This is a genomic window from Pantoea sp. ICBG 828 (assembly GCF_002928355.1).
Lineage (GTDB): Bacteria > Pseudomonadota > Gammaproteobacteria > Enterobacterales > Enterobacteriaceae > Pantoea > Pantoea dispersa.
Window position 1 is genome coordinate 382246 of the sequence record NZ_POWN01000003.1, and the last position, 25896, is coordinate 408141.

Below are 25896 nucleotides of genomic sequence, written 5' to 3' on the forward strand. Positions count from 1 at the left end.
TGTGATAATAATCACAATCGCATCATGCCGCGCTGTTCGGCAAAATAGCGATTTAATGTGATAAAAATCGCTAAATGCATGTATATCAGAGCGCGGTTTCCTTTTCCTTGTGACAAACCTCGCAATTCCACGCGGCGTGGGTTGTTATAATTATCACATTCTCCGGTGAGCAGATTTCACCGGCCTGACTTTGGAGAGCACCATGACCGATCTGAACGCGGCCGCGCAGCGCGCGCTGCAACTGATGGACCTGACCACCCTGAACGAAGACGACACCGATGAAAAAGTGATCGCGCTGTGCCATCAGGCGAAATCACCGGCCGGTAACACGGCGGCGATCTGTATCTATCCGCGCTTTATCCCGATTGCACGTAAGACGCTGCGCGAGCAGGGCACTCCGGAAATTCGTATCGCGACCGTCACTAACTTCCCGCACGGTAACGACGACATCGACATCGCGCTGGCGGAAACCCGTGCGGCAATCGCCTATGGCGCGGATGAAGTTGACGTGGTGTTCCCGTACCGCGCGCTGATTGCCGGTAACCGTGACGTCGGCTTTGCGCTGGTAAAAGCCTGTAAAGAGGCCTGTGCGGCGGCGAACGTGCTGCTGAAAGTGATCATCGAAACCGGCGAGCTGAAAGAGGAAGCGCTGATTCGTGCGGCGTCCGAAATCGCGATCGATGCCGGCGCGGATTTCATCAAAACCTCTACCGGTAAAGTGCCGGTCAACGCCACGCCAGAGGTGGCGGCGATCATGATGCAGGTAATCCGTGACAAAGGCGTGCAGCAGCAGGTGGGCTTCAAACCGGCTGGCGGCGTGCGCACGGCGGAAGATGCCGCTATCTACCTGCAGCTGGCCGACGATATCCTCGGCAGCGGCTGGGCGGATGCGCGTCATTTCCGCTTTGGCGCTTCCAGCCTGTTAGCCAGCCTGCTGAATACCCTGGGTCACGCTACGGCGACCAGCAAAGCCGGTTATTGATCCACGCGGTCGCTAAAATGGCGGCCCACGGTGTCACTGCCGTCAGGTGCGTATTGCTGCGCATCTGGCGGCTGTCATTCAGCGATAGATCGCTTTTCCGGGGAGGCAACCTTGTTCCTGCCACAAGAAATTATTCGTAAAAAACGCGACGGCCAGCCGCTGAGCGAAGCGGAAATCCGCTTTTTCATCAACGGCGTGCGTGATAACAGCGTATCTGAAGGGCAAATCGCCGCGCTGGCGATGACGATTTATTTTCACGACATGAACCTGGAAGAACGCGTGGCGCTGACCATGGCGATGCGCGATTCCGGCACGGTACTCAACTGGCAGGCGCTGAATCTCAACGGACCGATTGTTGATAAACACTCGACCGGCGGCGTGGGCGATGTCACTTCGCTGATGCTGGGTCCGATGGTGGCGGCCTGCGGCGGCTACGTGCCTATGATTTCCGGGCGCGGCCTCGGTCACACCGGCGGCACGCTGGATAAGCTGGAAGCCATTCCCGGCTTCGATATCTTCCCCAGCGACGATCGCTTCCGTCAGATCATCAAACAGGTCGGCGTTGCCATTATCGGTCAGACCAATTCGCTGGCGCCGGCGGATAAGCGGTTCTACGCCACGCGCGATATCACCGCCACTGTGGATTCTATTCCGCTGATCACCGCCTCGATCCTCGCCAAAAAATTAGCCGAAGGATTAGACGCGCTGGTGATGGATGTCAAAGTCGGATCCGGGGCGTTTATGCCAACCTTTGAGGCCTCGCAGCAGCTGGCGCAGGCGATTGTCGGCGTCGCCAACGGTGCGGGATGCAAAACCACCGCGCTGCTCACCGACATGAATCAGGTGCTGGCATCGAGCGCCGGTAATGCGCTGGAAGTGCGCGAAGCAGTGCATTTCCTCACCGGTGAGGCGCGCAATCCGCGGCTGCTGGAAGTCACGCTGGCGCTGTGCGCTGAGATGCTGATCTCCGGCAAACTGGCGGCGAACGAAGCCGAAGCGCGGCAAAAACTGCAGCAGGTGCTGGATAACGGTAAAGCGGCTGAGGTGTTTGCCCGCATGGTGGCGGCGCAGAACGGCCCGACGGATTTCATCGAGCAGATGGACCGCTACCTGCCGGCACCGATGCTGAGCAAAGCGGTGTACGCCGATCGTCCCGGCATCGTCAGCGCCATGGACACGCGGGCGCTGGGCATGGCGGTGGTGGCGCTGGGCGGTGGCCGTCAGCGCGCCAGCGACAGCATTGATTACAGCGTGGGCCTCAGCGACATGATCACGCTGGGCAGAGAGGTCAATGCGCAGCAGCCGCTGGCGGTGATTCATGCCGCATCGGAAGCACAGTGGCAGCAGGCCGCTGCGGCAGTGAAAGCGGCGATAACGCTCAGCGACCACGCTCCGGAGGCCACGCCGGTGGTGTATCGCCGCATCAGCGAATAGTGGCGTAACTGCGTGCCAGGCAGCGGCCGTTCGGGTATACTGATCTGATCGCTTTTTTTTGACTTGTCATCGCGCTATGGCGCAGGAGACTTGCATGAAACGTGCTTTTATTATGGTTCTCGACTCCTTCGGGATTGGTTCCAGCAAAGACGCCGATAAATTCGGTGATGAAGGATCGGATACGCTCGGCCATATCGCCGAAGCGTGCTTTGAAGGCCGCGCCAATGAAGGCCGCGAAGGTCCGCTGCATCTGCCCAACATGACCGCGCTCGGCCTTGGCAAAGCGGCGGAACTCTCTACCGGCCGCTTCCCGCCGGGACTGGATCCGCAGGCGGAAATTATCGGCGCGTACGCCTACGCCAGCGAACTCTCTTCGGGCAAAGATACGCCGTCCGGCCACTGGGAAATCGCCGGGGTGCCGGTGCTGTTTGACTGGGGCTACTTCAGCGACAAAGAGAACAGCTTCCCGCAGGAGCTGCTGGATACGCTGGTAAAACGCGCCGATCTGCCGGGCTACCTCGGCAACTGCCACTCCTCCGGCACGGTAATTCTTGACCAGCTGGGCGAGGAACACATGAAAAGCGGCAAGCCGATTTTCTACACCTCGGCAGATTCAGTGTTCCAGATTGCCTGTCATGAAGAGACCTTTGGCCTCGATCGCCTGTACGCGCTGTGTGAAATTGCCCGTGAAGAGCTGACCAACGGCGGCTATAACATTGGACGCGTGATCGCGCGTCCGTTTGTCGGCGATAAAGCCGGTAACTTCCAGCGCACCGGTAACCGTCACGATCTGGCGGTCGAACCCCCGGCACCAACCATGCTGAAAAAGCTGGTGGATGAGAAGGGCGGCGAAGTGATTTCAGTGGGTAAAATCGCTGATATCTACGCGGAGCAGGGCATCACGCAAAAGGTCAAAGCCACCGGTCTGGATGCGCTGTTTGATGCCACCATTGAGCAGATGAAGAAGGCGCCGGACAACTCGATAGTGTTCACCAACTTCGTCGATTTTGACTCGACCTGGGGCCATCGCCGCGATATCGCCGGTTATGCCGGTGGGCTGGAGCTGTTTGACCGTCGTCTGCCGGAGCTGATGGCGCTGGTGAAAGAGGGCGATATCCTGATCCTCACCGCTGACCACGGCTGCGATCCGAGCTGGCACGGTACAGAGCACACGCGCGAGCACATCCCGATTCTGATCTATGGTCCAGAAGTAAAACCGGGCTCGCTGGGTTACCGCGATACCTTCGCCGATATCGGCCAGACCATCGCCAGCTATTTTGGCCTGTCCAGCATGGACTACGGCAAAAGCTTGCTGTAAAACAGCCACCACTTTTTGATAAGGAAGAACAACAATGGCAACTCCTCATATTAATGCCGAAATGGGCGATTTCGCGGACGTGGTGCTGATGCCAGGCGATCCGCTGCGTGCAAAACACATTGCCGAGACCTTCCTCGACGATGTGGTCGAAGTGAATAACGTACGCGGCATGCTGGGCTTCACCGGGACTTACAAAGGCCGCAAAATCTCCGTGATGGGCCACGGTATGGGTATTCCATCCTGCTCGATCTACACCAAAGAGCTGATCACCGATTTCGGCGTGAAGAAGATCATTCGTGTGGGTTCCTGCGGTGCCGTGCGTGCAGACGTGAAACTGCGTGATGTGGTGATTGGTATGGGTGCCTGCACCGACTCAAAAGTTAACCGCATGCGTTTCAAGGATCACGATTTTGCCGCCATCGCGGATTTCGACATGGTGCGTAACGCGGTTGACGCGGCTAAAGCGCTGGGCGTGGACGCGCGCGTCGGTAACATCTTCTCCGCTGATTTGTTCTATACGCCGGACCCGCAGATGTTCGACGTGATGGAGAAGTACGGCATCCTCGGTGTGGAGATGGAAGCGGCCGGCATCTACGGTGTGGCGGCAGAGTTTGGTGCCAAAGCGCTGACCATCTGTACCGTGTCGGATCATATCCGTACGCACGAGCAAACCACCGCGGCAGAGCGTCAGACGACGTTCAACGATATGATTAAGATCGCGCTGGAGTCGGTGCTGCTGGGGGATTGATTTTCCTGGGTTTTCCTTCGCCCTCACCCTAACCCTCTCCCGCGCGCGGGAGAGGGGACCGATCGAGCAACGGTTAATGCCCGCGCGCGGGAGAGGGGACCGATCGGGCAACGGTTAATGCCCGGTCAACGCCCTGTCCCGCATTCCTGACACAGCAGCCCCACCGTAAACATCTGACACACTTTTACCCAGGCTTGTGCATCTTCCTGCTGGCTCTGCGGCGATCTCTCCCTATCATTAGCGTGATAATGAAGAGACTAAGCCCCTGATGAATTTCCGCAATTTCGAAGCCGAAGAGAAACTGTTTGTGCGCCGCGCGCTGGTGGCGTTTGCCCTGGTTGTTATCTGCTTCACCATTCTTGGCATCAACCTGTATCGCTTACAGGTGGATCAGCACAGCTATTACCAGACGCGTTCCAACGAGAACGACATCAAAATGATCCCCATTGCGCCAACGCGCGGGCTGATTTTCGATCGCAACGGCATCCCGCTGGTGCGCAACGTCACCTGGTACGACATCCTCGTCACGCCGTACAAAATCGACAACATGCAGGCGACGCTGAAGGCGCTGACGCGCATCGTCGATCTGACACCGGATGATATCGAAACCTTTGAGCATGAACTGAAGCAGAGCAGCCGTTATAAACCGGTGGAGCTGAAGGCCGAGCTCACCGACGAAGAGGTGGCGCGCTTCTCGGTCAATCAGTTCCGCTTCACCGGGGTCACCATTGATACCTATCAGGATCGGGAATACCCGTACGGCGCCGATCTGGCGCACGTGGTCGGCTACGTGTCGAAGATTAACGATAACGATTACAAGCGGCTCAATGCCGAGGGCGTCGGGGAGAATTACGCCGCCGACCACAACATCGGTAAGCAGGGCATTGAGGGCTACTACGAATCTCTGCTGCACGGCAAAACCGGCTATCAGGAAGTGGAAGTGGATAACCACGGCCGCATCGTGCGCGTGCTGAAAGAGGTGCCGCCGGTAGCAGGCAAAAACATCTGGCTGACGCTGGATCTGCATCTGCAGCAGTATGTGGAGAGCCAGCTGGCCGGGCAGCGTGCGGCGGTGCTGATTGAGGATCCGCACGATGGCGGCGTGCTGGCGATGGTCTCCAGCCCAAGCTACGATCCCAACCCGTTCGTGAAGGGCATCAGCTACAAAGCCTATAAAACGCTGCTGCAGGATAAAAACCTGCCGCTGATCAATCGCGTTACCCAGGGGCTGTATCCACCGGCATCGACGGTAAAACCCTACATGGCGATGTCGGCGCTGCTGAGCAAAGTGATTACGCCTGGCACCACCTTCTTTGGCGCGCCCACCTGGACGCTGCCGGGCACCGATCGCAAATACCGCGACTGGAAAAAGTCCGGCCACGGCATGCTCGACGTCACCAAAGCGATTGAAGAGTCCGCCGACACCTTCTTCTATCAGGTGGCGTTCATGATGGGCATCGACCGCATCCACAGCATGCTCAGCCAGTTCGGCTACGGCAAACCTACCGGTATCGATTTGAATGAAGAGTACGCCGGGCTGCTGCCGAGCCGCGAATGGAAGCTGAAAGTGCATAAACATACGTGGTATCAGGGCGATACCGTATCGGTGGGCATCGGTCAGGGCTACTGGATCGCCACGCCGATTCAGATGGTGAAAGCCATGGTGGCGCTGATCAATAACGGCCGGGTGATTAATCCGCACCTGCTGGCTAAAGCACAGCGCGGCACCTGGCAGCAGGTTTACCAGCCGACCGCGCCGCAGCCGCAGATTGGCGATGCGAAATCACCGTACTGGTCGCTGGTGCGCCACGCCATGTTTGGTATGGCTAACGCGCCTAACGGCACCGGTTATAAATATTTCCATACCGCGCCGTACGGCATCGCCGCCAAGTCCGGTACGTCGCAGGTGTTTAGCCTGAAGCAGAACCAGACTTACAACGCGAAGATGATTCCGGTGCGCCTGCGCGACCACATTTTCTATACCGCCTTTGCGCCGTTTAACAACCCGCAGGTGGCGGTGGCGCTGATTCTGGAAAACGGCGGTAACGAAGGCATTACGGCCGCGCCGGTGATGCGCAATATCCTCGACCATATCTTCCTGCAGACGCCGGATAGCAGCGTGCCGATGCAGACGGCCAGCACCGCGCAGGTGCACTGATCAGCGGAAAAATACCCGGTTGCGACCGTGGTGTTTGGCATCGTAGAGCGCGGCATCGGCATTGCTGTACAGCGTGTCGAAATCGGAGCCCGGCTTGCCGTAGCTCACGCCGAGGCTGGCGGTCACCAGCTGCTGCGGCAGCACCGCCAGCGGCGAGGCGTTAAGCGAGGCGTGGATCGCACCGGCGACAATCACCGCGTCGGACAGGCGATAGTGCGGCAGCAGCACGGTAAACTCTTCGCCGCCGATGCGGCCAATGCTGGCACCGGCCGGGCAGTGCGCCTGAATGCGCGTCACCAGTCCGCAAATCACCTTATCGCCCATCGGATGGCCGTATTCGTCATTGATTTTTTTGAAGTGGTCGATATCCAGAATGATCAACGCCGCCGGGCCGCTCTCCAGCGTCTGGCTGATGCGCTGAATAATCGCGCCGCGATTCCACACCGCCGTCAGCGGATCGTGGCTGGCTTTGTACTCCAGCTCCTGCGCCAGCTGGTTTAACTGCTCATTCACGCGGTTCAGCTCGCGCTCCGCGCGATCGCTGCGGGAGATCAGTCGCCAGGTTTCGCGCATCAGACGCTGATAGTGGCGATTCAGGTGCAGCAGCGCCTCGCGGTAATCCTGCGCGCTCAGCGTGTTTTGCGCCGCCACATGCTGTGAGCGATTCAGCACCTCGCTCTCTTCACGGAACAGCTCATTGAGGTCCATCATGACGCCAGTTCCGCCTGCAGATTAACCTGCAGATCGGTAAAATCCAGCGCCAGTTCCTGACCAAACTCTTCCGCGATGTCATCTTCCGCATCAAACAGCCAGTTCAGCGTGACGCGCTGACCGCGCTGCGCCAGCTGGTTGAACTGATCGAACAGGCTGAACAGCATTTTGGTGCTGGAGCTGTTGAAGTAGCGCAGCGCGATAGTGACGACCACCGCGTCGTTGTCGGTGGGTTGCCACTGCTCAAGGGCATCCAGCAGCGGGCGATAAAACGCCGCCGCGTTCTCCGGCCACGACTCGCCGCGCAACGCAAACTGGCGAGTGGCAAAATCAAAACTCACTTCGGGCGTGCTCTCAGTGGCAGTTATAATCAGGTTTTGCATACAACCTCAATCCTGGTGAATGGTGGCTTTAAGCCAAAACGTGGCGTAGCCGCTGGCGGGCAGCGGACGCAGTTCATACTCCAGCGGTTCACTGACATCACGGGCAAGCGTCAGCAAACCGATATTGGCCCCTTTGCTGGTGGCGGGGCTCTCGGTGCGCAGACCGACACGGTAGGCCTGCTTAATTTCGTCGTTACTCATGGTACGCAGCAGATCGAGCCAGTCGCGCAGCTGCTCGCAGGCGGCCTGTTCGACCTGATTACTGCTCTCCAGCACATAGCTATCGCCATCTACGTGCAGCGTTACGGTGCCAAAGCGATAGTGCTGTTCGGCATGGCTCAGGGTACGGCTGTCCTGCGAATAGCGCAGGATGTTCTGCACAATCTCGACAAAGCTGGAGAACAGCCGGCGGCGCACTTTCAGCGGGGCCTGCTGGTTTTCCAGAAACACTTTGATCACTTCACCCATCGCGGTGATGTTCTGCGGCGAAAAGAAGCCGGTATAGTGCAGCGCAACGCTGTCGGGCGGCAGGTGCGTGCCGGTGGAAGCTGGATGCATAAGAGGCTCGTTAATAACGCAGGCCAAACCAGGTGACGTCATCGCGTCGCGGCTGGTTGCCCTGCCAGTGAAGAAATGCCTGCGCAAACGCCGTGGAGAGCTCGGCCATCGGCAGGGTTTTATGTTGTGCAATGACCGTCTGAATCCGCTTTTTACCGAACATAATCTGCCGCGCGCCGCCGGGTTGATCGGTCACGCCGTCGCTCATCACCAGCAGCACATCGCCGGGCTGCAGTGTGCGCTGCTGCTGCGGCCAGCAATAGTCGTGCGGCGTATCGGTGTAGCCAACGCCGACGCGATCGGCCTGCAGCGCGGCGGCTTCACCCTGTACCGGCTGCAGCACGGCGTGCATGCGCGCGCTGGCCCAGCTCAGTTGATGGCTGGCCGTCTCCAGCCGCAGCGCAATCGCATCGCAGCCGTCGTTGGACAGCGAAGTCTGTTGCGAGGCGTTAAGCTGGCCCAGGGTTTGTTTGATGTGGCGGTTAAGCGCCTGCAGCAGGGCAGACGGCGTACGATGGTTGTGCTGCAGCGCACGCTCCAGCGCCGCATGCAAAATCACCGTCATAAACGCGCCGGGAATGCCGTGACCGGTGCAGTCGGCAATCAGCGCCAGCCAGCCGTGCTCGTCGCGGTGAAAGGCGTAATAGTCGCCGCCCACGCCATCGCGCGGCTGCCAGTGCAGGCACCAGTCGCTCAGCTGCTGCGCCATCTGCTGCCGCGAGCGGTCCAGCATCGCGTCCTGAATCACCCGCGCGTAATCGATGCTCTGTAAAATTTGCTGATGCTGCTGCGCCTGCAAATCGGAGACGGTACGAATCAGGTCGATGCCGAGGCCGATGCCAATATAGCGGCCCTGTTCAGTCACGATAAAACCATCGGTCACTGATTTATCCCCGCTGGCGACCACCTGCTGCGCGACCCGATCGAGTTCGGTTTCGGCATCGATCACCAGCGGTTGTTTGTCCATAAAGGCGATACAGCTTTTACGATCGTACAGCTCGCGGAAGAACGGGCGCGTCATTTGCGACAGAAAGATGTGGCGGTTAATCATGCCGAACGGCGTGCCGTTTTCCACCACCGGCAGGCCAATCAAATCTTTATGTTCGCTAAACAGCGCCATTACCGCCGTGTTGTCCATCGCTGGCGTGACGAACGGCACCGCAATACACAGCGAACGCGCGCGGACACGACCCGTCAGGGCGCTAAGCCCGGTGCGGAAATCAGGCTGCTGCATGAGAAAGAGTCTGGCGTTGATTAGGAATAATCTTAGGTTACGGCACGGCGATGACACTTTTATGTCACCGCCGGCCAGCGCACGCTGCTGCGCTTACTGCGGGGCTTTTAGCGCATCGGCGACGTGGCTGATGGCGCGCACCACCTCACTGGAGCTGCCGCGAATTTCGGCAATCACACCGCCCGCCTGCTGCGCGAGCACTACGCCCTGATCGGCACGTTTCAGGTTCGACGCGATGCCTTTCTGCGCCTTATCCGCCAGCAGGTGGTTATGCCTTACCCGATTTTCGATTTCGCTGGTGGCGCGATTGATGTTCGCTGCGAGGGTGCGCACTTCACTGGCGACTACGGCGAAGCTGCGGCCATGCTGACCGGCGCGCGCGGCTTCCACTGCCGCATTGAGCGCCAGCAGATTGGTTTGGTCGGCAATGCGGCGGATACTCTCCACGATGGCGCCGATGCGATCGGAAGAGTCGCTTAGGTCATTAATATCACCAGAAATACCGTGCAGTTCGCTGGCCAGCGCATTGATATTCTGCACGCTGTTCTCAATGACCGCCGCTCCCTGTTGCGTGCTTTCACTGGTATGCAGCGCGGTTTGCCATGCCTGCTGCGCTGCTTCGCGCTCCAGCTGGTTTTTTTCCACCTGCGCGGTAACGTCGGTGGCGAACTTCACCACTTTGTACAGTTCGCCGGCGCTGTTAAACACCGGATTATAGGTGGCGCGCAGCCAGACGGTATTGCCCTGCTTATTGACGCGCTCGAACTGGCCGGAGATATATTCACCCTGATTGAGCTTGTGCCAGAAGCGGCGATAGGCCTCGCTGGTGCGCATTTCGGGCGGACAGAACAGGCTGTGATGGCGACCGATGATCTCATCAGCGCGATAGCCCATGGTATTGAAGAAATTATCGTTGGCCATCAGCACTTCACCTTTGAGGTTGAAGGCAATCACCGCCATCGAGCGCTCAATGGCGGTGGTCATGGCGCGCTGCTCCTGCGCATCCATGATGCGCGCGGTGATATCACTCGCCAGCTTGACGATTTTGATCACCCGGCCGTGGCGATCCTGCACCGGTACGTAGTTGGCTTCCAGCCAGATTGGACGGCTGTGCTTCGCCACGCGCAAAAACTTATCGCTGAAGCCTTCGCCGCGATTCAGACGCTGCCAGAACTCGCGATACTGCGGTGACTGCACCATATCTGGCGTGCAGAACAGGCTGTGATGCTGGCCGACAATTTCTGCCAGCGTGTAGCCCATGCGCTCCAGAAACAGCGCGTTGGCGGTGAGGATGTGACCATCAGGCGTAAACTCGACCATGGCGATGGCCTCCTGCAGCGAACTGAGCGTTGCGCTGCTGTGACTGCGTTTCTGCCACGCGAGGCGCGACAGGATTCCCGATGTAATAGTGCTGAACATAGTGGACCTTATTATGGTTATGGGATGTCAGCACGGTTATCGGCGTGGGTGGCTAAAAATCCACCACTAAATAGCCCGGTTGCGCAGGTTTTTACCATCGGGTCCGGCGGTTGCTGCAAAAGGCAGCAGTCAGCTGATTTTTACCGAAAAGCGTTTGACGGTACGGCGCGAGTAAGGTTTAATGCGCCCCGTTGCCCGGATAGCTCAGTCGGTAGAGCAGGGGATTGAAAATCCCCGTGTCCGTGGTTCGATTCCGCGTCCGGGCACCAACATTCTGAAAACCCAGCCTTTATGGCTGGGTTTTTGCTTTTTGAAGCACCAATGATTTCTGGTCACTTTGACTGCTGAGGTCATAGTACTGCTTCAGCTATCCAGTATGAGTCTTCCTCTTAAGCAATCTGACGGGTAAAAGCACTTCGAAAATGTCTGCGTTAACTGGTGAACATCCAGATGCAGACGATCGGTTAAGTCATAGAACGGATAACAAATCGGACTAGCGCGGCATCCCTGGCTTAGGTATTTTCCCGTCCATGCCAGACATCCACTGCAGCCCAGGCTGCCCAGAGAAACAGCACGCACAGTAGTAGCCCAACGGACACCAGATACAGAACGCTAATATCGATGTTGCCGGATGCCTTTTTAAACGCGTTAATCTGCGCGGTAATCATCGCCATAGCGGACGGTCTCGCGTGTAATCACCGCTGACCTTGCCGTAATCCAGCGGCTGCGCACGCGAAGGCTGCGTGTAGCGGCCGATGCCAGCACGCATGGTGTTGAGGTCTTCGTTGGCTTTTTTGTAATCGAACAGATAACGACGACGGTTGTTAGGATCGGACTGCGCGGCGACGGCGCGGGCGCGGTCGAGGGAGAGCTGGACTTGGTCTAGTAGGCGTTGGGTGGTGGCGAGTTCGTCGAATTCTGAAGCTGAGGCAGACAAACATACTAATACAAAATACATGGTGATAGCTTCAGTAAGCTAAGCATGGTTCATCCTCACAAAAATGAGTTTGAACCATATTTAGCTAGCAAGAATTAACAAATAAACAAATAAAAATCCGGATCAGTTATTATTCTTTACAACAAGTTGACCTTTTCTAAATTCAGCTTGAAACATTCCATTTTGAGATGTCTGGGTGATAATCTGTTGCTCATCGTCAGGAATATCAATTATGAATGAATCTATTTCTGTAGAGCACCCTTTCCGTTTTACAGATACTCGGATAGTTTTCGTCTTAGAGTTTGCTGGATTGGTAATAATAGTATGTAGGCTTTTATTTTTCATCACGTAATTACCGACAGGAACAGCCATTAGCATTTCCTGCCTGTCATCGGGTAAAATATAATCCACCTCCATTTGAAGAGTAGCATGCCCACCTCCAGGGCAATTTCCCCATTCTTTGTCTTTGCCTCTAATTATTCCACCAACCATAGCTGTTTGCCCACTAATCTTACAGCCATCAACCCCTTGGGAGTTGAGATTACTTACACTCATCCATCTGCCTGAGCAATTCACATTTCGTGCATTATCGGGAAGATTGTAAAAAATCTGCCCGGATTTTGACTCTTCACATCCGACTTCATAGTAGTTCCCTGGAACAACCAAATGTATGTTTTTATTATTTTCCACATTGGTAATAACATCTCTACTTACATAGAACTCCAATTGCTCAGCAGCAACTAAAGACCGCGAGTTAAATGTAACTTTCCTTTCAATGTATTTGTTGAATGGCCAAAATCCAGATTTTTCGCCATAAAAAACATCCATGCTCACAACATAAGGTTTTCGAGGGCTACAAGGCGTTGATGAAAAAGATAACTTTTTCTTTATCTCCTCTGGTAATGTTATTTGTAATCTATCTTCCTGAATAGATAAGTCTTCACTTTGTAGTTCATTACCATCGATTCTAATGATGGGGTCCTTAAATTTTATATGAGGGTCTCTGAACATAAATCCCAAGACCTCGATATCGTATGGTTTACTTATTAGCTCCGATAGTAAGTCTTGGCTCAATGCACCATAAAAAACTGGATAGTGATCTGTAAAAGGAAGCTTATTGAGAAGCTGATTAGCGGAACCTTGAGCTTTATAAATAGCGCTCTGGACATTATCTCCCATGTCTTTTATGACACCGTTACTCAGCTTTTCTAACTCCTTGAATGTATTGGCTTGAGTTGTATTTAACTGATCGAAGGTTTTTTCCATCGAACCTTGATATGCTTTTTCCATTTGCTCAACTGTACCTTTTAATATTCCAGCAAGTATCATTTGTTGTTGTGCCAATCCATTGTTGCCTTGCTCAAGCAAAGAAGAAGCAGATTGTTCAACTTGCCTCACAACATCTTTAACTCCATTGATAATTTGGCCAACAGTCATTCCTGCTGCAATTTCTAAAGCAGCATTAGCTTGATGCAAAGAAATTGATAATGAAAAAATTATAAGCATAAGCTTTCTTTTCATTTTATTAAATCCTTACCAGAGAAATAGATAGTTAGATAACTAAGTTAAGGGATGAGTAGTTGGCTTCACTTATAATCTAGCTTTAAATATTTTGTTTTCTATGACTTAAAATGGAAATTTGTAACTTCAAAGCTTACTATCTATTAGCATTGGAACTGTAGGTTTAAATACTACATTTAATAAACGATCCAGATGCAATCGCTACACAGGTTTAGATGATCTGGTTTTAAATTTTGGTAGTGGCACAATTCTTAATTTTTAAATAAAGCGATATTAATATCTTGGCAATACAAATAGATATTACTAAATGATAAAATTAATATATATCCTGCCGCACCTACGGCTTGCCTGCTGACGACAGCGCACAAAGTCGAGCTTTGCACGCTGTCGTCCAGCTTAAAGGTACTTCTTAAATGATGCCGGGAGTGAGTTCAGGTGTTGCCACTGGCAACACTAAACCTTCACTGTAATCAGGTTGGATTGACTGCTGTTGCGACTGAGGCTCAGCGTTAATTCCTTCATAGAATTGCGCTACCGATTTACCGCCAAGATCCGCGATAACGTTGAGTTCTGCATGCGAGAAAAATGGCAACGCGACGATCGCGCCAGCCAGCATCAATTTTTTCATTGCTGCCTCCGGGGTTCTGTTCAGATGATTTCGGTTGAAGCAGATTGATTACTCGCGAGATTGGCAGGAGCCTGCGTTGCGATTGGACGAGGTTGAGCAGGCGTTAGTGAAGCCAGCTTTTGGCTAACAATCTGCCTATAGCGCGCAGCCGGTTTACCTCCAGCCGGATGGTGATAGCAACCAGCCGCTTTCAACCAGCTGCCGGGGCTTCGCTCCCAGCACTCGCGAAGAATGCGCGCCGCTGCGTCAGGTTGATATAAGGATCAAACGCATCCCACGTTGAGCTGAAGCGATGGCAATTCCAGCCGAGATTGACTTGCGCGATACCGACATCGATTCTCTTAAGCGGATGGATTTTCATAAACTGCTGCAGCGCCTGCCAGGCAGCTTGTCGGCTTTCATAACGATAACCTTTACCCGCGGCGTTGATTGTCCAGGGCCACGGGCGTGTGCCGTGTGGCAGCTGGCGCGATGATTCAGCCAGCGCCAGTGAGTAGAGTGATTCAGCAGACACGCCATGTTGCAGCGCTACTTTCTGATAACCTGACGGCACGCTTTGCATGTTGGTTGACGCCAGTGAGTTGGCGGCACTCAACAACAAAGCGGCGGTTAGAACGCTGCGATATGCCATCCGCTTTCTCCCTGTTGGAGAAGGACCGGCATGATGCCGTTGCCGTAACGCATCCAGCGGCCTGCGTCGTGATTCAGAGTTATGCGACGCTCGCGAACTTGTTCGGCGGGGATGCGGTGCTGTTGCGCCCAGTTGCGGAGTTTCTGATCGCTGCCTTCACTATCGACAAGATAGATATCTACGGGGCGTTTATCAGCGAGAACGGCGGAGAGTCGGATATTGCAGCGCTGGCAATCTCCTTCACGCACGAACAGCACCAGGCGGCCACCGGAGTCATGCGCGATACCATCTGCGTTGCCCATATTAACCGGCAGCATGTTGGGCATCAAGCGCTTCCAGGCAGCATCAACTTCGCGCTGAAATTTGAGTTCTTTTTCGGTACGCTCGTATTCATGTTTTACCCAAAGTTCGGCGTAGTGGCGGGGCTCGGCATCGTTGCGAGCTTCGATGCCAAAAGCGGTGAGTTTATCTATGTTAGGGGATAACTTTCCTCTCAATCCTCTTATTAATTCATCGTATCTGAGGGAGTCGCTTGAATTTGTTGAGCTTTCTGTACTTATGATACAGAATCTGTTTCTGTTTGATTGATCTCTAAAGCTTTTTACTCAGAAAATAGTAAGCACGATAACGCACAAGTGTTTGATATAGAGAGATATTTCATTGTTCGGCACTTATTGTTAATTGAGGTGATATGAACATCGCATGTAAGAAGAACAAAGAGTTAATTAACTTCCCATACGAACATTTTCATTGATAAGTCAGCTTTGCCCAACTTGCCTAAAGAGCTGTAAAAAATTAGTGCATTTTTGTGAAATGTTTGTTTGCACTCTTATGCCACTGGGACTTATCTTAGGTCGTTAGACATAATTCTAATTGATGATTTGATATGGAGAATCAAATGGTTGATTTTAGTGATAAATTATTAAAATCCAATCCGTTAGGCGATACCACTGCTGAGAATGACAACCGCATGCTGTCTGAGGCATTTATCGAAACTGCTGATTTTAGAACTCTCATTGAATCCGATGATAGAACTGTTGTGGTTGGCCGAAGGGGAACTGGTAAAAGTGCTCTTTTCTATCAGTTGAATAAGCATTGGGAAAGAGATAAAACAACGAAAGTTTTTACATTCTCTCCTGAAGATACTCAAATTATAGGATTTAGATCACTTTTAAGACCCTTTTCTGATTCTTTTAATTTATCGAGAGCAGCTACAAGGATTTTATGGAAGTACTCTCTATTGATGGAAATAGTTTCATATTTTCATTCACACTATAAATTATCCACAAATATAAAGTCTGACCCTGAGTTGCGAGCGCACATTGATAGATGGATTTCAGTGCGCGGAGATGTTCTTAAAAAATGTCGTACAATAGCGGCTGAGTTTCTTTCTAACTCTGACCCCGAATCCTCAATTGGTGATCTTCAGTATGAACTGGAATTATCAATGATTGAGGACAAGGTGGTTAAGGCATTAGATAAGAACGAAAAAAATATTGTTATACTGATGGATAGGCTAGATGAAGGATATGAGCCAGATTCAATAGGTATTGGTATTATTGCTGGATTGACTTATGCTTCAATTGAGCTGAACAAGAAAACCAAATATATTAGACCCATTATATTCCTAAGGGATAATATATTTCGTGCGCTCGCTAAACTAGATCCTGATTATTCAAGGAATGTTGAAGGTCAAGTAATTAGATTACATTGGGATTGGGCTCAACTGTTAGGTCTTGCGGCAAAGCGGCTGAAAATTCATTTCTCGCTCGATATTGAAAAGGACCAGCGCGTGTGGGATCGATGTGTGGCTGGTGAGTTAGTTGGTCGAGAAGGTTTCAAACGTTGTTTGCAGTTCACTTTGTATAGACCTAGAGATTTGCTATCTCTTTTGAATGAAGCTTTTTTCTGTGCTTTTCGCCACCAAAGGCATACCGCTGTACAAGATGACCTTGAATACGCCGCCAAATCAATATCAATAGCGCGCTTAGAAGATCTTTGGAAAGAATATCAAAAGATATTTCCTTCAATTCATATTTGTACCAATGCCTTTAAGTCTGCTGAGCCTGAGCAGACAGTTGCTATAGCTAGAAGAAAAATAGACGCTGCATTTGAAGCAATTAGTGAGTCTGAAGACCCGAAGTTAGAATCAGAGTTTAGCTTGTTAAAGTCTTCAGGAATATTGCAAAGTCTCTATAGCGTGGGTTTCTTTGGTATTAAGGATAAGAACTCAGGAGCATATTCCTTTTGTCATGATGGGAGAACGCCTGACAAAGGATTTAATGACACTGATAAGATATTGATCCATCCTTGTTACTGGCTAGGGTTGAATTTGAATAAGGATGCCTTATCTCCCGACGAGGCTCAAGAAATAAATGATGAATATGAAATCAAGGTGGTTTCTGAAAACTCAGACGTTCGCAACGCAAAAATAGGACAGATAGTTACTCATTTGAACCAAATCCCCACGGGTAAAGAGGGTGATTCAGAATTTGAGCTTTGGTGTTTGGATGCGCTAAGAATTATTTTTGCAGCGCACTTGATGGATATAAAACACCATCCAAACGGCGCATCAGTTCAGCGTCGTGATATTATAGGGACGAATAGAGGGAAATCTGATTTTTGGGGCCGTGTATTAAATGATTACAAATCACGACATATTGTGTTTGATGCTAAAAATTACGTTGACATCGGTCCCACAGAATACAGGCAGTTACAATCTTATTTGACTGGGGTGTATGGAAAGTTAGGTTTCATAATTAATAGAGACGAGACCGAGCAATTGCATGCAGGAAAAGAGCTTGATTGGACTAAAGAAATGTTCCAGTCACATAATGTGATCATCATGAAATTCCCTGCGAAGTATATCGCTAAGCTATTGCAAAAATTAAGAAGCCCAGAAAGACATGATGTGATTGATGAGCAAATGAGTAAACTGCTGACGCTTTATGAAACAAGCTATCTAAGTATTAAGTCATCAAGAGCGTCCAAATCATCCCGTAAAAGCTAATAAGAAAATGCCCTGAGATAACGCAGGGCATTTTTAAAATGAGTTTTTAACATAAATTTGGTTTGATTTAGCTTAAGACGGTGACGTTGCTTCCACACGTTCAGCCTTATAAACCATCACCTGACCAATTTTAATCCAATCGACCTTCATCAGCCTAGCTTTCAGTCTAACCCGCTGCTCGCCCGCATGATCACCTTTGTTGAGCGTGAAAATTTTAGACGTCAGGTTGCTGAAGGTAAACCCAGGCAGCAATTTCTGATCCTCGTCTACGGCTATCTGGCAGCGGCTTATAAGGTCCGTTGCTTCCTTACCGGCGACAGTGGCATCAAAGCGCACATAGGTAGGGTTGTCAGTAGGGCCGCTCAGCGCATTAATCACCACGCTGAGGATGCCATCATTCAGGGTTTCAATTCTGCGAATGTTGCTCAAATAACCTAGGCCCTTAATGTTGAGATTGCAGTATTCAGCTTTGGTAGAAGTGGTGTTGTTTGCAGCGTTGTTGGTAGTGGTAACAGTCATGATGTTTACTTCAGGAGTGGGTAACTAGTCACACAGAAACATTCATCCCTGCCGGATAAAAGCATTCCGTCATAAAACCTGGATAGCTTTGCCGCGCTGACTGGTAAGTGCAAAGTACCCCACCAGCAAAGTGATCACACAGCAGGTAGCAAGTCGCCCACTAAATCTTAGGTACTTTTATCAGTTTATAAGGCTCAGCACGACATAACCTGCTCAGGAGTTAGATGAGTATTTGGCAAACGTTTACCGCGACCTCATACATCAGATATAGAGTAAATCTACTGTAATATACAGAATAATATAAATTTCAACGGCACTCACAACCCCTCCCTCACTGCCAGAAATCCCAATCAACAATCGATAACCTGAAGCCAATATTTTGTTTATATTGTAGATATGAGATATATGTCGAAATCAGGAGTCAGCTATGGTCAGTGCGGTTAAACCGACTGAATTTGAAGTGATTGCGGTGTCTTCTGGCAATGTTTCTTACTCAACGAGCAGCGACGGACATGCCGACATCACCATCTCGGTTCCGGATTTAAGTGGCGCGCAGGAAGAGCTCTATTATGTCCTGAAGCTTCCAGCTTACATCGACGAGGTCGCATTTCAGGTCGCGCTGGAGGCCGCTTTCCATGCGGTAGCGGGGCTGGAAAAGCTCACCGGTAAAAAACGGGACGAAATCCCTCCTGCTGCAAAGATAAAAAGCACAGGCAGAAGCAAGCCGGCAAGCAGTTCTAACACGGCACGACTTGAGAAGCTGAAGCAAACCATTCTTGATGATGCTGAATGGTTGCCTGCTCAGGAAGTCTCACGTCGCAGCGGCTCTGCCGTGGATATCAAAAATCCCAGCGGTCTACCGAACCGCTGGACGCGGGCCGATAAAATTTTTGCCATTACTTCTGAAGGCAAAGATCTTTATCCTGCTTACGCGCTGTACGTAGGCGGGCAACCGCTGCCGCAGATGAAGAAAATTATTCAGCTGTTTGGTGAAACAAAAACCCCCTGGTCACTGGCGCTCTGGTTTGGCTCACCGAATAGCTGGCTGGGAAATCAAAAACCGAAAGATCTTCTCGCCTCTGCGCCTGAACGGGTGCTGGAAGCGGTCGCGCGGGCAAAAGAGGGACCGGTACATGGATGAGAAAATAAAAACGCCAGCGGTAAATGACGATCTTACGGCCAGAATGGTGATCTGACCGAAGGCAAAACGATTTGCCGGGCACTCACTTCACAACGCCAGCTGAATATCCGTGGTTTCATCCTGCTGCGCCGGCACTGCACAGCAGATCAGCACCTCATCCTGCGCCAGCGTGATGCCTGGCCGGGTAGTGTAAGTCACCGCGCCTCTCACTAGTTTTGTCTTACAGCTGCCGCAATGTCCGGCGCGACAGCTGTAGGCCGGGCTCAGGCCGCGCGCTTCGGCCAGCTCCAGCAGCGTGCCGGACTGCGGTGTCCAGCGCGCTTCTTTCAGCGATTCAGTAAACACCACCGGCACCGCTTCGGTCGCCACCGGCGGCAGCACGGCGGGCTCTGGCGCATCCTCCTGCTGACGCTGCAGCGACGACGGACCAAACGCTTCGGCGTGAATACGCGCGTCGGCAATATTCAGGCCGCGCAGTCCGTCATACATCGCCTGGGTAAATGACGGCGGGCCGCATAGATAGAAATCGTAATCGTTGAAGGGCAGCACCTGCGACAGCAGTGCCATATCGATGCGTCCGGCAACGTCATAATCCACGCCCGCTTCGGCTTCGCCCGGCTGGCTGAGCACCCGCACCAGTTTCAACGCACCTTCGCTGGCTGCCAGCAGCGCATCAAGCTCACGCGCAAACGGGCGTTCGGCCAGGTTACGCGCCGACTGCAGCAAATACACCGGACGCATCCGGCGTTTGCGTCGGCCTTCATAAATCAGGTGACGCAGCATCGCCAGCAGGGGCGTGATGCCGACGCCCGCCGCCAGCAGCACCGCTGGCCGCGTTTCGTGTGCATCAATAGTGAAGTCGCCGGCCGGTGCGCGCACCTCCAGCCGATCGCCGACGCGCAGGGCATCGTGCAGATACTGTGATACGACGCCTTCACGCTTCACGCTGATGCGGTAATAACCATCCGACGGCGCAACTGACAGCGTATATTGCCGAATCAGTGGTTTAGTGCTGCCCGGCAGCGTCAGGCGGATCGGCAGATGCTGGCCTGCCAGATGCGGCAGCACGCCAGCGCCATCATCCGGCATAAGATGAAACGAGCGAATCTGCGCGCTCTCATCGACGATCCGCGTGATGCGGAAGGGTCGCCACTGCGCCGCCAGCTGCTGCGCCTGCAGGCGTTCGCTGGCGGACGGCCAGTCGCCGGTCATCAGCGAGGCGGGCGATATGCCGTCTGGCTGAACGGTCCAGCGCAGGGCGAGGGCAGCGCGCCGGCGCACGATGCGGCGCGCGCTAAAGCGCCACAGCCGCTCGGCTCCCTGAAAGGCCGCGATTTCGGCGGAATCGGTTATCACCGTGGCATCGCCGCTCATCTGCAATACATCGCCGCTGGCGTAGTCGATAAACAGCAGCCCGGCCTTGCCGTTGAGCACGATATTGCCGAGGGTGGAGAAGAACAGGTTGCCGTTGAAGTCCGGAATGGTCAGCACATCATCGGCAGCGATGCGCACAAAACCGGCTTTGCCGCCGCGATGCGAAACGTCCACCTGACGGCGCGCCTGGTCGGCATAAGTGGTGACATAAAACGTGTCGGCTTGCCGGATGGCGGCGCGCGCGGCGTCATCCAGCGCGCTGAGCGTTTCAACTTCGCCCTGATAAGCCCTGCCGGGCGCATGGTCGAAGCGGAAATCGCGCAGCTGAATATAGCGCGGGCAGTTGCCGAAGCTCTGGTCAACCTGCACGCGCAGGCCGCCGCCAATTGCCGTCAGCACGCCATTCATGCGGTTGCGCCGCCGCGTGTGCAGCTCGATGCCGAGCAGGCCCACCGGTGCGCCATCGGTCATCCCGGCGGCCGCCGGATCGCTGGCGTCAGGACGGGCCGCGATATCCAGCGTGGTGGCGTTGGGCGAGAAGATAAAACCGGGCTGGCCTTCCAGCAGCGTGGCCCAGGCATCACTCTGTGCATCAACGCTGCCGGCAACGATAAACGGCAGCTGCGCGTAAAAGTCACGATGCTGATCGGGCATGTAATCGCGGATCACGCGCTGCCCGACATCGGCCATACGTTCCGCTACGCCCGCCTGCTGCTGCAGCGCAATTTCGCCGTCATGCCATACCGGCAGCGTAATCAGTTTCTCGCCCATGATGCTGGCTCCTGTCAGGCGCGCAGGCCGGCGGCGGTCTGCGGAAAAGGCACAAAGCCGGGTAGCGCTTCAATCCGACGCAGCAGCTGATTCACCGCAGGGTAACCGGACATCTCGACATTGCCTTCCGGGGCACCGGCCAGGTAGCTATATAAAGCGATGTCAGCAATGGTGGGATGCTCGCCCACCAACCACTCACGCTGGCTGAGATGGCTTTCCAGCCGCGAAAGAATCAGATGCGCGCGCGCCAGCACTTCTTCCGCGTTGAATTTGGCACCAAACACGGTAATCAGGCGCGCCGCCGCCGGACCGTAAGCCAGTTCACCGGCCGCCACCGACAGCCAGCGCTGCACCTGGGCGGCGCCCAGCGCATCTTCCGGCAGCCAGTCGCTGCGGTTAAATTTCTTCGCCAGGTACACCAGAATGGCGTTGGAATCCGCGATGTAAACGCCTTCGTCTTCCAGTACCGGCACCTGACCGAACGGGTTGATGGCGAGAAACGCCGGGGTTTTATGTTCGCCGCCAGGCAGGTCGACTTCGACCGTTTCATGCGCTATGCCGAGCAGTGACAGTGCCAGCAGTGCGCGGTGAGCGTGGCCGGAGAGCGCTAAGTTGTATAGTTTCATCATGCGGTTCCTCAGGTTGTGGCCGGGGTGATCCCGAGCCGTGGCCTAAGGTTCGCACAGCCGTATTGCTGGCAGAATAGCCAGATCTGCGAAGTCATTATTGCAAAAAGTGGAAGGATGCGGCCGGGGGCGCAGTAGGGCGCACCCGGCAGAGGAAGTGGTTCAGGAAGGCACGACGGCGCTGCCGCTGGCGGCCTGCGCCTGCTGTTCGTTTTGCTGCTCTTCGCGCAGTTTCAGGCGATCCCACACGCGGAAAAACGGATAGTAGACCACCAGCGAAATCGTCAGGTTGACCACCTGCAACACCGTGCCGGAGATATGGCCGCCGGTGGCGAGATAGCCGCTGACGAAGATCGGCGTGGTAAAGGGCAGGGCGATGCCGGCTGGCGGCGCCACCAGACCGCTGCTCATTGCCGCCCACGAAACAATCACCAGTAACACAGGCGTCAGGATAAACGGCAGGAACAGGTAGGGGTTCATCACCAGCGGAATACCGAACACCAGCGGCTCGCTGATGTTGAATAGCGCCGCCGGCGCGGCGATTTTCCCCAGCTGTTTCATCTGGCGGCTGCGCGCGCGGATCAGCATAAAGATCACCAGCCCAAGCAGCGCGCCGGTGCCGCCGGGCGCAATCCATAAATCGTAAAACTGCTGGGTAAAGATGTGCGGAATCGGCTGGTTATGCTGAAAGGCTTCGAGGTTTTCACTCATGTTCGACAGCCATACCGGCTGAATGAACACCAGCACGATGGCATCGCCGTGCAGGCCGAGCGTCCACAGAATGCCAATCAGCAGCACTGAGAAAATCATCCCCGGCAGCGTGCCGCCGACGTGGTGCATCGGCAAACCAATCACCGTGGCGATCAGGTTGTTGATGTCGTGGAACGGTGAGGCTTCAACTGCCAGGCGCAGCAGCAGCACCACTGCCAGCACGCAGAAGCCGGGAACCAGCGCGAGGAATGATTTCGCCACCGCCGGCGGTACGCCTTCCGGCATCTTGATCACCAGGTTGCGGCTGTGCACAAAGCGGTAGATTTCGGTGGAGAGCAGCGCAATCACAATCGCCACGAACAGGCCCTGACTGCCGATCAGCGAAATCGGCAGCACGCCAGTGACCAACTGCGCGGGTGCGCCTTCAACCGGGGCGAACAGCGTCTGCTGCGGAATGGTCATCACAAACGCCACCAGCGCCATCGCGCCGCTGGTTAGCGGGTCGAGCGTGCGGTATTTCTCTGCCAGCCGGTAGGCGATGCCGAAGCTGGAGATCAGCGCCATGATGTCGTAGGTGGCACGCACCGGATAGAGCAGTTTATTGCGCCAGCTGTCGCCGAACAGGTCGGCCATCAGATGCCCCCACGCCGGGATCGGCAGGTAGGCGAAGATTAGAAAAAAGCTGCCGATCAGCATGAACGGCATGTTGAGAATGATGCCGTCCCGCACGGACAGCACATGCTTCTGCCCGGCCACCTTGAGCGCGGCGGGCAGCACATAACGTTCGATGATATTACGGTTGGACATAGGGCCTCCTCGGGCACAATGGCGCAACAAATTAACAGGTCAATGCGTGTCATTTCGGCGCGGCAGCGGATACCTGCACCCGGCCGTCGCGGCGCAATTTATTGCGCGATGAAGCGCGCCGCGATGGCCAGAATGCGGTTTGCGACAGGGATATCACGCAAACTGCGGCAGCCACGGTTGATTCAGCGTCAGCACTTCGTCCAGCAGCGCTTCGGCGCTGGCGACGTCGCCGACCAGCGGGTTGCCGACCAGCGCCAGCAGCGCGGCACCGCGATCGCCGTGCACCGCCGCGTCGATGGTCAATCGCTCGAAGGCTTTGATCTGCTGCGTCAGCCCGTGCATCAGCGGTGGCAGCGCGCCAAACACCAGCGGGTGCGCGCCCTGCGCATCGACCACACAGTTCACTTCCACCACTGCGTCGTCCGGCAGACCGTGAATCGCCCCACGGTTCTGGCAGTTCACCACCAGATTTTGCCCGCTATTGTTATGGATGGCGCTGATGAGCTCAACGGCCACTTCGGAGTAATATGCGCCGCCGCGAAAACTCAGCTGCTCCGGCTTGTGCGTCAGCTGCGGATCGGCATACAGCGTGAACAGCTCGGCTTCCACTTTCATCACCTGTTCGGCGCGCGTTCCGGCCTGGCCGTGCTGCGCTTTCTCCTGCTCTTCGGCCAGCATCTGCGGTGTTTGCCAGTAGTAGCGGTGATACGGGCAGGGAATCGCCTGCAGCGCGCGCAGAAACGCCGGCGACCACGGCATCTCTTTGATGTTATTCATGGTCAGCGCCTGGCCTTCGCACAGCTGTTCGATCACCCCGGCGGTCACGTCCTCGCCGCGGCACAGCACCTGATGCACCCACACCAGATGATTCAGCCCGGCAAAGCGCAGCGCCACCTCGTCAAACGGCGCCTGTAACATGCCGGCGATCATATGGTGCATATTCACCGGCACGTTACACAGGCCGATGATCTTCGCGTTGCTGTAGCGCGCCACGGCTTCGGTAACGATGCCCGCCGGATTGGTGAAGTTGATGATGAAGGCGTCGGGTGCCAGCTGTTCTACTTTGCGCGCAATCTCCAGCATCACCGGAATGGTGCGCAGCGCTTTGGCGAAGCCGCCGACACCGGTGGTTTCCTGGCCGAGACGGCCATACTTCAGGCCCAGCCGTTCATCGGCGGCGCGTGCCGCCAGCTGGCCGACGCGCAGCTGTGTCAGCACAAAGCGCGCACCGCGAATCGCCTCATCCAGCGCAAAGTGCACGCTGACCTTAACCTGCTCCAGCCCGTTTTTTTGCAGCATGCGGCGCGTGAGATCGGCGATGATCTGCACCTTTTCGCGTCCTGCCGCCACATCCACCAGCGCCAGTTCGGTTACCGGCAGCTGCGCATAACGGTTGATGATTCCCTCCACCAGCTCCGGCGAATAGCTGCTGCCGCCGCCAATGATTGCTATCTTAAGCATCGTTTTCTCCTGCCGTGGTACGGCGATAGAGTTCAATGATTTCGCCCGCTAAATCCTGAATCAGCATGGCGTTCATCAGGTGATCCTGGGCATGAACCAGAATCAGGGTAACCGGCAACCGGCCGCTGCCTTCGTCCAGGCTAATCAGCGCCGTCTGCTGCTGATGCGCGCTGCTCACGTTTTCCCGCGCCGCCGCCAGCTGCTGCTGTGCCGCCTCAAACTGGCCGGCGCGCGCCAGCCGCAGGGCGCTGAGAGCGGCGCTGCGCGCAGCACCGGCCTGCACCAGCAGCAGCATGATCTCCTCTTCCGGAACCACCATTACGTCATCTTCAGGCATGCAGAATCTCCCACAGCGCAACGCCGTGTGTTATCAGTCAGATTGGGGGAAACGAAGAATCAGGAAGCGCGCAGCGCCAGCGCTTTATCCAGCACCTGTTCGCCGCGCATCATGCCGTAATCCATCATGTCGATCACGGCGACCGCCTTGCCCTGCGGGGCCGCGATGGCGGTAAGGCGGGCAGCTTCAAACTGCACCTGCGGGCCGAGCAGCACGACATCCGCATCCGACAGGATACGTTCGAAATCGGCCACCGGGACGGCCTGAATGTTGATCGCCAGCCCGCGCGCTTGTGCGGCGTGCTGCATTTTATTCACCAGCATGCTGGTAGACATGCCGGCGGCACAGCAAAGAACAATGCGCATAATTTATCCTCCTGTGAATTGACTCCGGCATTTAAGACCTGTCGCAGTCGCACTGTAAATACCCTGCAGCCAGATGATTTTGTGATGAAAATAATTTAAAATATTATTTATC

At 54.6% G+C, this 25896-nt stretch carries 24 protein-coding genes, 1 tRNA gene and 1 pseudogene; 8 read left to right on the forward strand and 18 right to left on the reverse strand.

Features of this window, described 5'->3' with window-relative positions; translation table 11 throughout:
* Positions 1 to 202: 202 nt before the first annotated feature.
* From deoC to mrdA, 5 genes are all read left to right on the forward strand, one after another.
* Complete coding sequence (gene deoC, locus C1Y43_RS09490; protein WP_058770662.1) at positions 203 to 982, forward strand: deoxyribose-phosphate aldolase; 780 nt, start codon at positions 203 to 205, stop codon at positions 980 to 982.
* A 111-nt stretch (positions 983 to 1093) separates the two neighbouring features.
* On the forward strand, positions 1094 to 2416 hold the full coding sequence (gene deoA, locus C1Y43_RS09495) for a thymidine phosphorylase (protein WP_104188047.1): 1323 nt from the start codon (positions 1094 to 1096) through the stop codon (positions 2414 to 2416).
* Between the two features lie 94 nt (positions 2417 to 2510).
* Complete coding sequence (deoB, locus tag C1Y43_RS09500) at positions 2511 to 3734, forward strand: phosphopentomutase (RefSeq protein ID WP_021507655.1); 1224 nt, start codon at positions 2511 to 2513, stop codon at positions 3732 to 3734.
* A gap of 34 nt (positions 3735 to 3768) precedes the next feature.
* Positions 3769 to 4482 (forward strand): purine-nucleoside phosphorylase, encoded by a 714-nt coding sequence (deoD, locus tag C1Y43_RS09505; RefSeq protein WP_021507654.1) that lies wholly within the window; start codon positions 3769 to 3771, stop codon positions 4480 to 4482.
* 268 nt (positions 4483 to 4750) lie between these two features.
* Complete coding sequence (mrdA, locus tag C1Y43_RS09510; RefSeq protein ID WP_104188049.1) at positions 4751 to 6640, forward strand: penicillin-binding protein 2; 1890 nt, start codon at positions 4751 to 4753, stop codon at positions 6638 to 6640.
* Here mrdA and C1Y43_RS09515 read toward each other — a convergent pair whose 3' ends face one another.
* From C1Y43_RS09515 to C1Y43_RS09535, 5 genes are all read right to left on the reverse strand, one after another.
* A complete protein-coding gene (locus C1Y43_RS09515) occupies positions 6641 to 7351 on the reverse strand; it encodes a GGDEF domain-containing protein (RefSeq protein ID WP_021507652.1) in 711 nt (236 codons plus the stop codon).
* A complete protein-coding gene (locus C1Y43_RS09520; RefSeq protein WP_104188050.1) occupies positions 7348 to 7734 on the reverse strand; it encodes a DUF1987 domain-containing protein in 387 nt (128 codons plus the stop codon). Before C1Y43_RS09520 ends, C1Y43_RS09515 begins: the two co-directional genes overlap by 4 nt.
* 6 nt (positions 7735 to 7740) lie before the next feature.
* On the reverse strand, positions 7741 to 8292 hold the full coding sequence (locus C1Y43_RS09525; protein WP_088516049.1) for a SiaB family protein kinase: 552 nt from the start codon (positions 8290 to 8292) through the stop codon (positions 7741 to 7743).
* Between the two features lie 10 nt (positions 8293 to 8302).
* Complete coding sequence (locus C1Y43_RS09530) at positions 8303 to 9526, reverse strand: SpoIIE family protein phosphatase (protein WP_104188052.1); 1224 nt, start codon at positions 9524 to 9526, stop codon at positions 8303 to 8305.
* 93 nt (positions 9527 to 9619) lie between these two features.
* A complete protein-coding gene (locus C1Y43_RS09535; protein WP_104093973.1) occupies positions 9620 to 10945 on the reverse strand; it encodes a PAS domain-containing methyl-accepting chemotaxis protein in 1326 nt (441 codons plus the stop codon).
* A 193-nt stretch (positions 10946 to 11138) separates the two neighbouring features.
* Here C1Y43_RS09535 and C1Y43_RS09545 point away from each other — a divergent pair.
* A tRNA-Phe gene (locus C1Y43_RS09545) sits at positions 11139 to 11214 on the forward strand.
* Positions 11215 to 11457: 243 nt separating this feature from the next.
* Here the strand turns inward: C1Y43_RS09545 and C1Y43_RS09550 are convergent.
* The 6 genes and pseudogenes from C1Y43_RS09550 to C1Y43_RS09575 all read right to left on the reverse strand — a co-directional run bounded on the left by C1Y43_RS09550 (position 11458) and on the right by C1Y43_RS09575 (position 15222).
* A complete protein-coding gene (locus C1Y43_RS09550) occupies positions 11458 to 11619 on the reverse strand; it encodes a TIGR03758 family integrating conjugative element protein (protein ID WP_199189150.1) in 162 nt (53 codons plus the stop codon).
* Positions 11610 to 11903 (reverse strand): RAQPRD family integrative conjugative element protein, encoded by a 294-nt coding sequence (locus C1Y43_RS09555; protein WP_104188053.1) that lies wholly within the window; start codon positions 11901 to 11903, stop codon positions 11610 to 11612. The genes C1Y43_RS09550 and C1Y43_RS09555 overlap by 10 nt, the downstream gene beginning before the upstream one ends.
* Positions 11904 to 12005: 102 nt before the next feature.
* Positions 12006 to 13403 carry a hypothetical protein gene (locus C1Y43_RS09560; RefSeq protein ID WP_104188055.1) on the reverse strand — a complete coding sequence of 466 codons (1398 nt, stop codon included), beginning with the start codon at positions 13401 to 13403 and terminating at the stop codon, positions 12006 to 12008.
* Between the two features lie 409 nt (positions 13404 to 13812).
* A complete protein-coding gene (locus tag C1Y43_RS09565; protein WP_233209826.1) occupies positions 13813 to 14031 on the reverse strand; it encodes an integrating conjugative element protein in 219 nt (72 codons plus the stop codon).
* Between the two features lie 20 nt (positions 14032 to 14051).
* Positions 14052 to 14662: pseudogene (locus C1Y43_RS09570) on the reverse strand (lytic transglycosylase domain-containing protein).
* The gene (locus C1Y43_RS09575) at positions 14641 to 15222 is read right to left on the reverse strand and encodes a TIGR03759 family integrating conjugative element protein (protein WP_233209828.1); all 582 of its coding nucleotides are present in this window, start codon (positions 15220 to 15222) and stop codon (positions 14641 to 14643) included. Before C1Y43_RS09575 ends, C1Y43_RS09570 begins: the two are co-directional and overlap by 22 nt.
* Positions 15223 to 15560: 338 nt before the next feature.
* Between C1Y43_RS09575 and C1Y43_RS24105 the strand changes: the two genes are divergently transcribed.
* Positions 15561 to 17672 (forward strand): P-loop ATPase, Sll1717 family, encoded by a 2112-nt coding sequence (locus C1Y43_RS24105; protein WP_031279719.1) that lies wholly within the window; start codon positions 15561 to 15563, stop codon positions 17670 to 17672.
* Between the two features lie 72 nt (positions 17673 to 17744).
* Here C1Y43_RS24105 and C1Y43_RS09585 read toward each other — a convergent pair whose 3' ends face one another.
* A complete protein-coding gene (locus C1Y43_RS09585; RefSeq protein WP_021507634.1) occupies positions 17745 to 18191 on the reverse strand; it encodes an STY4534 family ICE replication protein in 447 nt (148 codons plus the stop codon).
* 427 nt (positions 18192 to 18618) lie between these two features.
* Here C1Y43_RS09585 and C1Y43_RS09590 point away from each other — a divergent pair, with 427 nt between their 5' ends.
* A complete protein-coding gene (locus tag C1Y43_RS09590; RefSeq protein WP_104188058.1) occupies positions 18619 to 19332 on the forward strand; it encodes a hypothetical protein in 714 nt (237 codons plus the stop codon).
* A gap of 87 nt (positions 19333 to 19419) precedes the next feature.
* On the opposite strand, the gene C1Y43_RS09595 is transcribed toward C1Y43_RS09590, so the two are convergent.
* The 6 genes from C1Y43_RS09595 to C1Y43_RS09620 all read right to left on the reverse strand — a co-directional run bounded on the left by C1Y43_RS09595 (position 19420) and on the right by C1Y43_RS09620 (position 25784).
* The gene (locus C1Y43_RS09595) at positions 19420 to 21477 is read right to left on the reverse strand and encodes a pyridoxamine 5'-phosphate oxidase family protein (RefSeq protein ID WP_104188060.1); all 2058 of its coding nucleotides are present in this window, start codon (positions 21475 to 21477) and stop codon (positions 19420 to 19422) included.
* A gap of 14 nt (positions 21478 to 21491) precedes the next feature.
* Entirely contained in the window at positions 21492 to 22103 is a 612-nt protein-coding gene (locus tag C1Y43_RS09600; protein WP_058780404.1) for a glutathione S-transferase family protein, read from the reverse strand.
* A 162-nt stretch (positions 22104 to 22265) separates the two neighbouring features.
* Positions 22266 to 23621 carry a PTS cellobiose transporter subunit IIC gene (gene celB / locus C1Y43_RS09605; protein ID WP_021507630.1) on the reverse strand — a complete coding sequence of 452 codons (1356 nt, stop codon included), beginning with the start codon at positions 23619 to 23621 and terminating at the stop codon, positions 22266 to 22268.
* 153 nt (positions 23622 to 23774) lie between these two features.
* Positions 23775 to 25082: a 6-phospho-beta-glucosidase gene (locus C1Y43_RS09610; protein ID WP_104188061.1), complete on the reverse strand. Its 1308-nt coding sequence runs from the start codon at positions 25080 to 25082 to the stop codon at positions 23775 to 23777.
* Positions 25075 to 25419 carry a PTS lactose/cellobiose transporter subunit IIA gene (locus C1Y43_RS09615; RefSeq protein ID WP_223815702.1) on the reverse strand — a complete coding sequence of 115 codons (345 nt, stop codon included), beginning with the start codon at positions 25417 to 25419 and terminating at the stop codon, positions 25075 to 25077. The genes C1Y43_RS09610 and C1Y43_RS09615 overlap by 8 nt, the downstream gene beginning before the upstream one ends.
* 59 nt (positions 25420 to 25478) lie before the next feature.
* Positions 25479 to 25784 carry a PTS sugar transporter subunit IIB gene (locus tag C1Y43_RS09620; RefSeq protein WP_168715018.1) on the reverse strand — a complete coding sequence of 102 codons (306 nt, stop codon included), beginning with the start codon at positions 25782 to 25784 and terminating at the stop codon, positions 25479 to 25481.
* Between the last annotated feature and the right edge of the window lie 112 nt (positions 25785 to 25896).